Below are 12,728 nucleotides of genomic sequence, written 5' to 3'. Positions count from 1 at the left end.
CTATAGCGCCTTTGCCCACTCGTGTTCGGGGTGGAGGTGTTCGAGACAATCCCGCAGCCACCGACGCTCGGACGCCGGCAATTTCGGCGCGGCGTGTGCGAAATCCTCCTCGTCCTTGGGCCGGCGGTGCTTTGCCTTGAACAGCAGAACGGCGGCGGGGTTTAGGTAAGGAATACCGTCTGTGGTCAGCGCAACCATTTCGGTGCGGGGCCGCGTAATTTGCGGATCCCTTTTGTAGACCCAGCTGTCATCCGTTCCCGGCTCGATCATCATATCAACCCGCCAGCGGAGGGCAGCACGATCGAAACACCATATCTGGAAAATCTCCGTCGCCGGTTCCCGGTCGGCGGCCAACCGCTCGAGCAAGCCGTCATTGACGGTGTAAAATTCCATATCGTTCAATTCACGCCGGAAAATGCCCAGATCCTCACGCAGGACCGTGAATTCCAGATCCTCATGCTCGCGTGTCTTCTTCCCGTGCCCCAGATCGAGAGCCCATCCGCCAACCACGCACCAAGGTCGCGATACGTTGCTCAATCGCCGAAAAAGCTCGGCAGGGCTCCAGGGCTCCCAGATATCCTGATCAGGGACAAGGCTTTGATTATTCATGCTATCGGGTCTCTTATGCGATTGTCATGGTCGTGATTTGGTACTGGCTGCGTCGGGCCACCGTTTCAGCAGTCCCGCCAGAAGCATCATTGCCCCGGTCAGGTCGTCGAATGACGGGCCGCCGAGGCAAAACCGAATGCCGCTTGCCTGATCCTGCGGATCCACCATCATGGACTTCGGAGCGGTCAATCCTATACCGCTTGCGGATGCGATGGATACGAAACGATCGGCGGCGTCACGTTCCATCGGAAGCCAGACATTATATGCAGCTGGATGCGAGACCAGCTCGCTGACACCGAGAAGAGAAACAGCGAGAGCAGAGCGCCGCCGCGCCTCGTGATGCAGATCCCGCTGGACCGACGCAATGATGCCGGTAGCCAGCCACTCCTCGACCACCGCGCAGGAAAGCGCCGAAGGGGCCATCGGCACATCCTGCAAAAGACGCTCCGCTGCGCCCTTCAATCCTGCCGGCAGCGTGAGCATGCCGATCTGCAAACCGGGACCGAGCGATTTGGACAATCCATTCACATGTAATGAAATGTCAGGCGCCAATGCCGCCAGGGGGCGCAAACCGGGTTCGGATGCCGCATACACGCCGTCCTCAATGATCCAGACGCCGGCCCGGCGACAAATATCCGCAATGGCCTGACGTCGCGCCGCGCCCATGGTGGCAGTTGTCGGGTTGTGCAATGTCGGCGTCAGATAGACCGCCCTGCCACCGCGCGGGGTCGTGCCGCCAAGCGCTTCCGCAAGCGCCTCAGGCACCATACCCTCGGCGTCTATCTCCACCCCCCGCATCAGGCACCCCTTGCGCCGGAGAAGCGAAAGGGCGCCGGGATAGGTGATCCGCTCGGTCAGCAGCAGACCGTCGGGACCGCAGGCAAGATCGAAGGCCAGCGCCAGCGCCTGACGGGCGCCACTCGTCAGCACCAGATGCGACGGATCGATGGACAATCCCAGCGTTTCCAGCCACCGCGCCAGAACACGGCGGTGTTCCACATGCCCGGCGGGCGGGGCGTAGAGATTGAAATGATCCGCATCGATCTTGCGCGCGATCCCGGTCAGCGTTTTTGCCAGAATGCGGGGGTTGAGCGTGGGCGGTGGCGCGTTGGAGGACAGGTCGATCTGCCGATCGGCATGCGCCTCCTGCAGCGCCACGAATGTACCCCGCCCCTTGACGCTGCGCGTCAGGCCGCGCCGTTCAAGAGCCGCATAGGCTTTCGTCACCGTGCCGAGGCCAACGCCCAGTTTCCATGCCAGATCACGATGGGCGGGCAGGCGGTCACCCCCCGCCAGCCGCCCCTCGATAATGTCATCGGCAAGGGCAAGCACCAGCCGCTCGGCTGCATTCGCCTCGATGTTCGCGAGGCGGGGCGTCCAGGGGGATTGCAGCAGCACAGGCACCACCTCGTTTAAAGTGTCACGTTACACTATTTCAATAAACAGCAAGTGTAACATAGGCTATGACGTCGCTTCGTGAAACCCACATCGTTCAACGCGACGACCTCCCGCTCTTGCCGGGGGACGCCCTTTGATTGCCGGAGAACGTCCGAATGATCGCCAGTCAGCTCGCCCTCGTCTATGGCACCTATCTCATCGCCACCGCGAGCCCGGGGCCGAGCAACATGGCGATCATGGCGACGGCGATGCGTGACGGCCGCTTGCCAGCGCTCGTCCTGGCCGCAGGCGTTATCACCGGCTCGCTCTTCTGGGCGATCCTTACCGCGACCGGCCTGTCCGCCGTGCTCACCACCTATGCCCAGGCGCTTTTCGTCATCAAGATCGTCGGCGGCTTCTATCTGCTGTATCTCGCCTTGCGCGCCGGCAGATCGGCCCTGAAGCCGGCCCACGACATCGCAGGCACCAATGCCGGGCGTGCAGGGCCGCGCTATCGGGCGCTCTACCGGCAGGGCCTTCTCATGCATATCGGAAACCCCAAGGCCATCCTCTCCTGGATAGCGATCATGTCGCTCGGGTTTCGCGCGGAAGGGTCAGCCGGCATGCTGCCGGCAATCATTGGCGGCTGCGCAATCCTCGGTATCATCGTATTCGGCGGCTATGCCCTGCTCTTTTCTACGGCCTCGATGGTTGCGCTCTACACCAGATTGCGGCGCTGGATCGAATCCGTGCTTTCTGCCGTGTTTGCCATTGCTGGCATTAAACTGCTTGTCTGGCAGGGCTGAACGCCCCAACCCTCCGCACGACCACCACCCATTGATTCAAACTGAAAGAGCGATGTTATGACCTTTACACTCCATATGATCGATGTGTTCAGCGCCGGTCCGCTTTCCGGCAATCCGCTGGCGGTCGTCACCGGCGCCGACAATTTGACGACGGATGACATGCAGCGACTGACACGGTGGTTCAATCTTTCCGAAACCACATTTCTGCTGCCGCCTACGCATCCAAAGGCTGACTACCGGGTCAGGATATTCTCGCTGGACAGGGAGTTGCCCTTTGCCGGGCACCCCACACTGGGCAGCTGCCATGCCTGGCTCTCCGCCAAGGGTACGCCAAAAAACGAAACGGAAATCGTGCAGGAATGCGGTGCGGGGCTGGTCACGATCCGGAATGAGCATGGACGGCTTTCCTTTGCCGCCCCGCCTCTGATCCGTTCCGGTGCCCCAACGCCGGCTGAACTGGAAGAGGCATTGCAGATCCTGCGCATCGAAGCCCGCGACATTGTTGATGTCGCCTGGGTCGATAATGGTCCCGGCTGGCTGGGGATCAGACTTGCTTCAGCAGAAAAAGTGCTTGCTCTTGACCCAGCCCGCAGCTGGCACCGGCATATCGATATCGGCGTGGTGGGTCCGCATGCGACAGGCGGCGAGACCGCCTTTGAGGTCCGCGCTTTCTTCAGCGATCATCTGGGCACCATCGCCGAAGATCCCGTCACAGGAAGCCTCAACGCCTCGCTGGCGCAATGGCTGTTTGCCACGGGCGTGGTAAAGCAGGACTATATCGCCGCGCAAGGCACACGCCTTGGCCGGAACGGCCGCATTTACCTGACACGCGACGATGCCGGCCAGATATGGGTCGGGGGCGAAACGCACACACATGTCGAGGGCGGGCTGCAAGGCCTTTGAAAAGACAGATGAAAACGAGGTGACTGGATGGACAGCAGCGTTTACCGCCCGATTTCCGAACGCGTCTTGGCAGATGATTGGGGACGGCTGACCAAATATGAATATGAACTCCGGCTCAGAGACGGAAGCTGGCAGCGGCAGACCCGGGAGGCCTATGATCGCGGCAACGGGGCGACATGCCTGTTGTATAATCCCGCGAACGACCATGTCCTGCTGACGCGCCAGTTCCGGCTGCCGGTTCTTTTGAACGGCGGCCTGAAATCACTGATCGAGACACCGGCGGGGCTGCTGGAAGGCGCGGAGCCTGCAACGCGCATGCGTGCGGAACTGATGGAGGAGACCGGCTATGAGGTTTCCGAACTCACGCATCTGTTCGATATCTATATGAGCCCCGGATCGGTCACGGAATATCTGGCCTTTTTCCATGGCGAATATGCCGAAAAACACAAGGTCGGCGCGGGTGGCGGCTCCCCTGCCGAGGGAGAGGATATTGATGTGCTGGAAATCGCCCTTCCCGAGGCGATGCGGATGATCGATCGTGGCGAAATCCGCGATGCAAAGACGATTATTCTGCTCCAGCATCTTGCCCTTCGGCTTTTGCAGGAAAAGCACGGCCTGCGCTGATCCTGACCCGGATAATAAAAAGGGGCCAATCGGCCCCTTTTCCAATTTAAGCTTTGCCTGGACGATTGATCGTCAGGAAGTGCCGCACGACCGGTCTTTCCAGACCCGAGTGATAGGCGAGTACCTTGCCCTGCAGATCCGCATCGGCATTGGAGACCCGCTTGTGCTGTCGCAGGTGCTCGGCCCAGGATTCCACCATGAACCATTCGACGATCTTCTGCGGATCGGCGGAATCTTCGGTCACACCCCATCCATAGGCGCCATCCCGTCGACGTTCCTGGGACAGCTCATCAAGTGCATGCAGGAATGCGCTGCGGTGATGCTTTTCGACATTGTATTCGATCAGTATCAGAACCGGGCCACGGTCATGGGCCACCGGCTCTGCAACGAGCGGCTCGGGCCAATGGTTGGAAGGCACCATATCCGCATCTCCGGCAGGCAGCTTCAGCCTATGCATGACGAGACCGGCGACGAACAAACCAGCAGCGCCAATCAGCAGGGTTCCCGGCACGCCCACCGCTTCGCCAACCGCACCCCAGCCGATGCTGCCCGCCGTCATGGCGCCATTAAAGACGGTGAGATAGACCGCGAGGCCACGGCCGCGCACCCAGTTCGGAAGAATAGCCTGAGCAGCACCGTTCAGCGTCGTCAGCGCCGTGATCCATGCGCCGCCAAGAAAGAGAAGGATGATGATGGCAAGCCATTTGGGCGGAGCAAGCGACAATCCCGCCATGACGAGTGCGGTGATAAGGGCCGCCCCCAGAAGCAAGCCATCAGCATCGAAACGTGCGCGCAGTTTCGGCATGATCAACGCGCCGCCGATGGCGCCGGCACCGACCGCGCCAAGCAGGATGCCATAAAAGCTGGCATCTCCGCCGAGCAATTGCCGGGCGACCAGAGGCAACAGTGCCCAGACGGCACTGGCAAAAGCAAAGAAGATCGCGGCCCGCAGCAGGACGACATGCAACGGCCGGCTGGCGCGGGTGTAACGAAGGCCCGCCCGGAATGCCCCGAAGAAACCTTCGGCCAGTGCATCATTGGCGTTCTTTGCCCTTGGCCACCATAAAAGCGCGGCGATGACCACGAAATAGCTTGCGACATCGGCACCATAGGTGAATGCCGCCCCGAAAGCTGCAAGCAGGATGCCGCCGGCGGCGGGACCGATGGAGCGGGCGATATTGATGCCCAGCGAGTTCAGCGCCACGGCGCTCTTGATATCCTCACGTTTCACCAGTTCCGGCACGATGGCCTGCCAGGTCGGCCCCATCAGCGCCGCACCAATACCGCCGAGGAAGGTGAGCCCGATCAGCGCGCTGACGGACAACAGGCCGGTATGGGAAAGAACCATGAGGGTGACGCTGACCGAGGCCAGCAGAAGCTGGACCGCGATCAGGAACTTGCGGCGGTCGAGAATATCTGTCAGCACGCCGGCCGGGATCGCCAGAAGAAAGATCGGCAGGGTTCCGGCCGCCTGAACCATAGCGACGGCCGCCGGCGAGGCCGAAAGATCGGTCATCAGCCATGAACTGGCGACATCGCGCATGAAGCTGCCGGTATTGCCAAGCACCGTCGCCGCCCAGAGGACCGCGAAAACCGGTTGTGCAAGGGGAGCAAAGCTGCTCGCGGAGGATTTTGCGGCACTCATTTGCCTGTTCCTTTCGTGAGATCGATTGCAGCGACGATGATGAAGGCGCCGGCAAGGCCAAGATGCTCGAAGAAGGCGTTGGTGGCCATCATGCGGTCCATGCCGGGCGCCATTTCCCAGAAACGGAGAGCGATGAAGGTGGCCAGAAGCGTGAAGCCTGCCAGCGCCAGAGCGCCGGCCCAGCGCAGGAAGCCCGACACCACCAGAGCGGAGGCGGTAAGCTCGAACAGGATAACGACGACAGCGAATGCGATCGCCGGCTGAAGGCCAAAATGATTCATCTCCGCAATCGCGCCGGGAAAGTCGAAGATCTTGGTCAGCGGCCCCTGAATATAGGCCGAGCAGAGCGCCAGAAGCGCTAAGGTTTTTGTGGCGGGTGCGGCAACGATATCGGCGAGAAACCCGCGAAGGCGAAGGGTTGAAGATGGCTCGGTCATTTTTGCTCCTGCGATCTGGCCGGTCGGTTCGAGCGGCGCTGCGTTTATCTGATGGAGCGATATTGGCGCAAAGGATTATCGCCAACAATTGCATCAATAGTTTCTATATAATTGCGTATTTCGCAATATTCTTGAGCAGGCCGGGCAGCGGCGATCCGCTGCCCGGTGGATTTTTCCGCTGGCCGGGCTCAGACTGCCCAGCAGGAGCAGCCCAGCGCTCCGAAGAAGCCCTTCAGATCGGCAATCGGCAATTTCGACGTCCAGGCTCCGGCATGGTCATGGCCGTGAACGCCGCAATCATTGGCGCAGCCGCAGGAGGAGATAGCAGCCCGTCTGAGCGAGTTCTTTCCAGCACCCTGCGGCTCACCCCAGGCGGCATAACCGCCGAAGGTTCGCACAGGCGACCAGTCGGGCATCGCCGGCGGAATATTGCTTTCATCCAGCGTCCTGAAATCACCGGCGCCATAAACGACCTTGCCGCCCACCATGGTCAGTTCCGAGGTGAGGAAGGAAATCTCATCTTCCGCGCAGGAGAAATAATCCTTGTCCGGCACCACGAGATCCGCAAACTGGCCTTTTTCGATGCGGCCCTTCTTGCCTTCCTCGTTCGAGAACCAGGTGACTTTTTCGGTCCACATGCGCAGCGCCGTCTCACGGTCGAGGCAATTGGCGCGCGGATAAAGCTGCATGCCGCCCACCGTCTTGCCCGTCACCATCCAGAACAGCGACACCCACGGATTATAGGAGGCAACGCGCGTTGCATCCGTGCCGGCCGAAACGTTCACGCCCTTTTCCAGCATCCGCGCAATCGGCGGTGTGGCTTCCGCCACGCCCTGACCATAACGCTCGACGAAATATTCGCCCTGATAGGCCATGCGGTGCTGGGTTGCGATGCCGCCGCCAAGGGCTGCGATACGGTCGATGGAGCGGTCGGAGATGGTTTCGGCATGGTCGAAGAACCAGTTCAAGCCTTCGAGCGGAATATCCCGGTTGACCTTTTCGAAGACATCCAGCGCCCGCGAAATCGTCTCGTCATAGGTGGCGTGCAGACGCCAGGGCCAGCGGTTTTCCGCCAGAATCCGGACGACGTCTTCGAGCTCGCCTTCCATTTCCGGCGGCATGTCCGGGCGCGGCTGGCGGAAATCCTCGAAATCGGCAGCGGAAAAGACCAGCATTTCGCCTGCGCCATTGTGCCGGAAATAGTCGTTGCCCTGCTTGTATTTGACCGATGACGTCCAGTTGAGGAAATCCTCCTTCTCCTGTTTCGGCTTCTGCGTGAAGAGGTTGTAGGCCAGCCGAACTGTCATCTGGTTCTCATCCGACAGTTTCTGGATCACCTCGTAATCGTCAGGATAATTCTGGAAGCCGCCGCCAGCATCGATCACGCCGGTCACACCCAGCCGGTTCAGCTCGCGCATGAAGTGGCGGGTGGAATTGACCTGATAATCGAGCGGCAGCTTCGGCCCCTTGGCGAGCGTCGAATAGAGGATGCCGGCATTCGGCTTGGCCAGCAGCAGGCCGGTCGGATTGCCGTTGGCATCGCGGGTAATCTCGCCGCCGGGCGGGTTCGGCGTGTCCTTCGTGTAGCCGACGGCCCGAAGGGCTGCGCCATTCAGCAGCGCCCGGTCGTAAAGATGCAACAGGAAGACCGGCGTATCCGGTGCTACCGCATTGATTTCCTCGATGGTCGGCAGGCGCTTTTCGACGAATTGATGTTCGGTGAAGCCGCCCACGACCCGTACCCACTGCGGCGCCGGGGTGATCGCCACCTGACGCTTCAGCATGTCCATGGCATCGGCGAGCGAGCGCACGCCGTCCCAGCGCAGTTCTATGTTGAAGTTCAGGCCGCCGCGAACGACGTGGGTGTGGTTGTCGATCAGGCCGGGCAGCACCCGCTTGCCCTTCAGATCGATGATCTTCGTATCCGGCCCGGCAAGGGCCATGACCTCGGCGTCGCTTCCTACCTCCAGAAACAGGCCGTCCTTGATGGCGACTGCCGTTGCATTCGGATTGCCGCGGTCGAGCGTCGTGAAGCGGCCATTGTGAAGGATCGTATCTGGATGCATGGAAGAACCTCCGGTCTTGGTGGGATCAGCGGCCTTAGCCGGTGAAAACAGATTCGGAAAGGCAAGGCTCGAGGCCGCGCCAAGAAAGGTGCGTCGTGTCGGCATCAGCTTCTCTCCCGCTCGGTCGGCTGCTTGATCTCGGCAAGGCCAGTTGTTTCAGCGCCACCCTTCGGCATATGGCCGAACATGTGCGGCTTGATCTGGTTGATCCATGAAACGACGGCCGGTTCCTTGCCGGCAATCGTCTTCGCAAAGGGAATGATCTGCTCTCCAACCAGGATGCCGAGCAGGCCGACGAGAGCGATGACGGGCGGTGCGGGAGAACGCACGTTAAGCAGGCTGTAAACGATGCCGACCAGCAGGCCGGCGCCAAGGGACAGAAGATAGACTTTCATGGGAACCTCCTCGATGGGTGAAAGCCGCACCGGGCTGGATGGCGATCCTGCCGGCGCGGCGCGGTTGAAAGCTTATTTCTTGGCCGGGTTGGGGCCGATGCGCTTGCCGTGCTTGACGCGCTCTTCGCCGCCATGGACATGGGTGACGGCATAGTCGATGCCCATGCCGTAAGCGCCGGAATGTTCCTTCACCAGCGAGGTGACGGCGTCATAGGTTTCCTTGCGTGCCCAGTCGCGCTGCCATTCCAGCAGCACCTGCTGCCAGGTGACGGGAATGATGCCGGCCTGCACCATGCGGTCCATGGCATATTTGTGCGCATCGACGGAGGTGCCGCCGGAGGCGTCCGCCACCATGTAAATCTCGTAATCTGCGACATCGTGGAGCGCGGAGAGCGCAAAGGTGGTGTTGCACACTTCCGTCCAGAGACCGGAGACGACGATCTTCTTGCGGCCGGCCGCCGCATTCTTCGCCAGCGCATCGCGGACATTCTGGTCATCCCAGGAATTCATCGAAGTGCGTTCGAGGATATCGTTCTCTGGGAAGACCGCGAGCAGTTCCGGGAAGGTGTTGCCGGAGAAGCTTTCCGTTTCGACCGTGGTGATGGTCGTCGGGATATTGAAAATCTTTGCCGCCTTGGCGAGGCCGACGACATTGTTCTTCAGGGTCTGGCGGTCGATCGACTGCACACCGAAAGCCATCTGCGGCTGCTGGTCGATGAAGATGAGCTGGCTGTTGGCGGGGGTCAGGACTTCGAGCTTGGACATTTTCGTTTCTCCGTTCTGGTGGTGATTGCCGATCTGCGGCGGTGGAAATTGACAAGGCTTCGCCAATCGGCTGCCCGGCACGGGCAGCCGTCTTGAAAAGGCGCGGAAGTATCGATCAGTGGGTGTGGATTACACGCCCGGTTTATGCAGCGAGAGGAGCGAGATTTGCCTCGATCTGATTGCGGAACGGCTCATAGCGGTTCGGCAGCTTGAGTGCTTCGCCGAGATGCGCCGTATCCTCGTCCCGGTCGAAGCCGGGTTCGTTGGTGGCGATCTCGAACAGGATGCCGCCCGGTGTGCGGAAATAGATCGCCCAGAAATAATCACGGTCGATAACAGGGGTAACCTGATAGCCGGTATCCATCAGCGCCTTGCGCACTTCGAGCTGCTTTTCGCGGTTTTCGACTGCGAAGGCGATATGGTGGACAGAGCCTGCTCCCGGACGGGCAAAGGGCGTCTTTGGCAGGGTTGCGAGATCGATCGTATCGGCCCCGTTGCCCCCGGGAACGATGAAGCGCGTCACATTGCCTTCGACTTCTGCCCGTTCATATCCCATGAAGTGAAGAAGTTCCTCAGTCGCGGCCGTGTCGTTAAGATTGAAGCGCGCGCCGGTGAAGCCGCGTATGGCGTTGTCTTCGGAAATACCCTCAGCCAGCCAGGCGGCACGAGCATCATCAGCTGTTTCGATGAGTGCAAGGCCATCGCCATCGGGACCGGTGAAGCGCAGGCGATTGGCGCCAAAGACCGTGTCGGCCTGAATGCCGGTGGCACCCTTGGCACTGAGACGCTCTTTCCAAAAGCCCAGCGAACCCTTCGGAATGGAGAACTGGGTCTCGCCCACTTCGCCGACGCCGGGACGACCGGCCATCATGTTGGCAAAGGGAAAATAGGTCATGACCGTGCCGGGCGTTCCATTTTCATCCCCGTAATAGAGGTGATAAACACTGGGCTCGTCGAAGTTGACGGTCTTCTTCACCCGGCGAAGCCCGAGCGTTTCGGTGAAAAATCTGTTGTTCTGCCTGGCATCCGACGCCATGGAAGTGACGTGGTGCAGACCCTTGATATCCTTGATCATGGCCGGAGCCTTTCTTGCTGGTGTGTCCGTTTCGATGACAAAGATGTAACCCGCTTGATTGCATCGCGGAATTGCAATATTTCTCTCGAATGAATTGCAATTTTTGAAATAATGAAATGAACGATCACAAAGCTCTCAAAACGTTTTTGATGGCGGCCGAAAAGCGCAACTTCGCGCAGGTCGCCCGCGAACTGGGCATGACGGCCGCCGCCGTCACCCGTGCGATTGCCGCGCTTGAAGATGATCTGGGTGTGCAACTATTTGTCCGCACGACCCGTCAGGTGTCGTTGACGACGGATGGCGCTGTCTTTGCCGCGCAGATTCAGCCGGCGGTCGAGGCGCTCGAGAATGCACGGCGCGATGTCCGCAATGCCCATAAGGCCGACGAAGGGCGGTTGCGGATCAGCGCACCGACTTGGCTCGGCAAGACGGTGCTGCCGCCAATCCTGTCCGGCTTCCGTGAACTCTATCCGAAAATGTGCTTCGAGATTTCCCTCTCGGACGGCCTCGTCAACATCGTTGACGACGACTACGATCTCGCAATCCGCATCTCGTCGGCCCCATCGGACAAATTCACCATCTGGCGCAAGATCAGGGCCGTGCCGAGAATATTGGTGGCGGCACCGGGCAGCCGTTTTACGCAGATGGAACATCCAAGCGAACTGACCCCTGACGATTGCCTTGCCTATAGCGGCGAAAGCCGGCGGGAGAACTGGGCACTCTCGGACGGCGGATCGAGCATTACCATCGCGGCCGGTCGCGCATTCAGCGCCAATAATGGCGAGGTGCTGGCTGACATGGCGGCGGATGGCGCAGGCGTGGCGATGCTGCCGGGATTTCACATCGCCGAACATATTCGCAGCGGCCGACTCATTCATGTCCTGCCCGGCTGGGCGCCGCCGGAACTCTGGTTGACGCTCTATTACCCGCCCTATCAGGCCCTGCCACCCCGCATCGCCACTTTCTCGAAATTCTTTGAGGAGCAGCTGCCGGCCTATATGGTGGCGCTGGGGTAGGCTTCAGGATCGGCATTCCCCTGCGCGCTCTTGCATCACACGCTACTCGAGCAGCGTCTCGACGAGCGCGCGGGTAGCGGCAGAAAGGCTTCTATGGGGAACGTAAAGGATCGAGAACGGGCGCGAGCGACCTGACGCCTGCGGCAAAAGTTCAACAAGGCTGCCGCGTTCGATCCGTTCGCGCACAATGAAATCATAGGTCTGGCAGATGCCCATGCCCGCCTCGGCCAGGGACATGACGCCCAACACGTCCTCAGAAACCTCGACCGTGCCCTGCGGCATCCAGTCTATATCTTTACCATCAACTGAAAACAGCCAGGCGCCCGGACGGCCGGTACTGGGCATGATGAATGGAAGGCATTGATGCCGACCCAGATCGTCGACCGAGCGTGGCATACCCATGCGCTTGAGATAGGCAGGGGAGGCAACCAGGCGCAGCGGCGCATCCTCCAGCTTGCGACCGACAAGCCCGCTGTCAGGAAGGTGACCGAGACGGATGGCGATATCATAACCCTCGGCGACCAGATCGACATTCCGGTTTGAAATACTGACTTCGATCTGCACCTTCGGATGAAGGGTGGCGAAGCGCGCCAGTTTTTCCGGTAGCCGGAAATGCCCGTAGGTCGTGGAAACACTGATGCGTATGCGCCCGCCGAGCGGGCCATCCCGCCCCTGCACCGCCCGCTCGGCATCGCTGATTATCGTGAAAGCCGCTCGAGCCTGTTCCAGATAGGCAAGGCCTGCTTCGGTCAGGCTGAGACGCCGTGTCGTCCTTCGCACCAGTTGCGTTCCCAGACGCGTTTCGAGGCGCGTGATCGCCCTGCTGAGGACCGATGGCGTTGTGGAGAGCGCCACCGCACCGGCGCTGATCGACCCTTTGTCGATAACGGTGACAAAAGCCTCCACGTCACCGAGATAATCGAAACGCCGCATGATTATACCCTCTGGAGAACAGATGATTTCCACGGCGTCATGTTTATCGCCTTCTTCGGAGAGAATAAATGCTCTTC

Annotated in this window: 13 protein-coding genes; 4 read left to right on the top strand and 9 right to left on the bottom strand. The window is 60.4% G+C overall.

Annotated features, from left to right (window positions below):
* Nucleotides 1-609, bottom strand: a complete 609-nt coding sequence (locus tag FY152_19455; protein ID UXS34313.1) for an amino acid transporter — start codon at nucleotides 607-609, stop codon at nucleotides 1-3.
* 24 nt (nucleotides 610-633) lie between these two features.
* Nucleotides 634-2,013 (bottom strand): PLP-dependent aminotransferase family protein, encoded by a 1,380-nt coding sequence (locus FY152_19450; protein UXS35118.1) that lies wholly within the window; start codon nucleotides 2,011-2,013, stop codon nucleotides 634-636.
* A gap of 149 nt (nucleotides 2,014-2,162) precedes the next feature.
* Here FY152_19450 and FY152_19445 point away from each other — a divergent pair, with 149 nt between their 5' ends.
* From FY152_19445 to FY152_19435, 3 genes are read left to right on the top strand one after another with little or no spacing between them, the layout of a single operon-like run.
* On the top strand, nucleotides 2,163-2,792 hold the full coding sequence (locus tag FY152_19445; GenBank protein ID UXS34312.1) for a LysE family translocator: 630 nt from the start codon (nucleotides 2,163-2,165) through the stop codon (nucleotides 2,790-2,792).
* 57 nt (nucleotides 2,793-2,849) lie between these two features.
* Entirely contained in the window at nucleotides 2,850-3,695 is an 846-nt protein-coding gene (locus tag FY152_19440; protein UXS34311.1) for a PhzF family phenazine biosynthesis protein, read from the top strand.
* Nucleotides 3,696-3,722: 27 nt separating this feature from the next.
* Nucleotides 3,723-4,319 carry an NUDIX domain-containing protein gene (locus FY152_19435; GenBank protein UXS34310.1) on the top strand — a complete coding sequence of 199 codons (597 nt, stop codon included), beginning with the start codon at nucleotides 3,723-3,725 and terminating at the stop codon, nucleotides 4,317-4,319.
* Nucleotides 4,320-4,365: 46 nt separating this feature from the next.
* Here the strand turns inward: FY152_19435 and FY152_19430 are convergent, their stop codons facing one another.
* From FY152_19430 to FY152_19405, 6 genes are all read right to left on the bottom strand, one after another.
* Complete coding sequence (locus FY152_19430) at nucleotides 4,366-5,964, bottom strand: MFS transporter (GenBank protein ID UXS34309.1); 1,599 nt, start codon at nucleotides 5,962-5,964, stop codon at nucleotides 4,366-4,368.
* Nucleotides 5,961-6,401: a DoxX family protein gene (locus tag FY152_19425; GenBank protein UXS34308.1), complete on the bottom strand. Its 441-nt coding sequence runs from the start codon at nucleotides 6,399-6,401 to the stop codon at nucleotides 5,961-5,963. Before FY152_19425 ends, FY152_19430 begins: the two co-directional genes overlap by 4 nt.
* A gap of 188 nt (nucleotides 6,402-6,589) precedes the next feature.
* Nucleotides 6,590-8,572: an amidohydrolase gene (locus FY152_19420; GenBank protein UXS34307.1), complete on the bottom strand. Its 1,983-nt coding sequence runs from the start codon at nucleotides 8,570-8,572 to the stop codon at nucleotides 6,590-6,592.
* Nucleotides 8,572-8,862: a XapX domain-containing protein gene (locus FY152_19415; protein ID UXS34306.1), complete on the bottom strand. Its 291-nt coding sequence runs from the start codon at nucleotides 8,860-8,862 to the stop codon at nucleotides 8,572-8,574. Before FY152_19415 ends, FY152_19420 begins: the two co-directional genes overlap by 1 nt.
* Nucleotides 8,863-8,934: 72 nt before the next feature.
* Nucleotides 8,935-9,627 carry a hydrolase gene (locus FY152_19410; GenBank protein ID UXS34305.1) on the bottom strand — a complete coding sequence of 231 codons (693 nt, stop codon included), beginning with the start codon at nucleotides 9,625-9,627 and terminating at the stop codon, nucleotides 8,935-8,937.
* Nucleotides 9,628-9,769: 142 nt separating this feature from the next.
* Complete coding sequence (locus FY152_19405) at nucleotides 9,770-10,702, bottom strand: ring-cleaving dioxygenase (protein ID UXS34304.1); 933 nt, start codon at nucleotides 10,700-10,702, stop codon at nucleotides 9,770-9,772.
* Between the two features lie 116 nt (nucleotides 10,703-10,818).
* On the opposite strand from FY152_19405, the gene FY152_19400 reads away from it, so the two are divergent.
* Nucleotides 10,819-11,718 carry a LysR family transcriptional regulator gene (locus tag FY152_19400; GenBank protein UXS34303.1) on the top strand — a complete coding sequence of 300 codons (900 nt, stop codon included), beginning with the start codon at nucleotides 10,819-10,821 and terminating at the stop codon, nucleotides 11,716-11,718.
* 42 nt (nucleotides 11,719-11,760) lie between these two features.
* On the opposite strand, the gene FY152_19395 is transcribed toward FY152_19400, so the two are convergent.
* A complete protein-coding gene (locus FY152_19395) occupies nucleotides 11,761-12,654 on the bottom strand; it encodes a LysR family transcriptional regulator (GenBank protein ID UXS35117.1) in 894 nt (297 codons plus the stop codon).
* Nucleotides 12,655-12,728: the final 74 nt, after the last annotated feature.

It is taken from the genome of Agrobacterium tumefaciens (assembly GCA_025560025.1).
Taxonomy (GTDB): domain Bacteria; phylum Pseudomonadota; class Alphaproteobacteria; order Rhizobiales; family Rhizobiaceae; genus Agrobacterium.
Note: the sequence above shows the minus strand (reverse complement) of the source record. Positions and strands in the feature narration are given on the sequence as shown.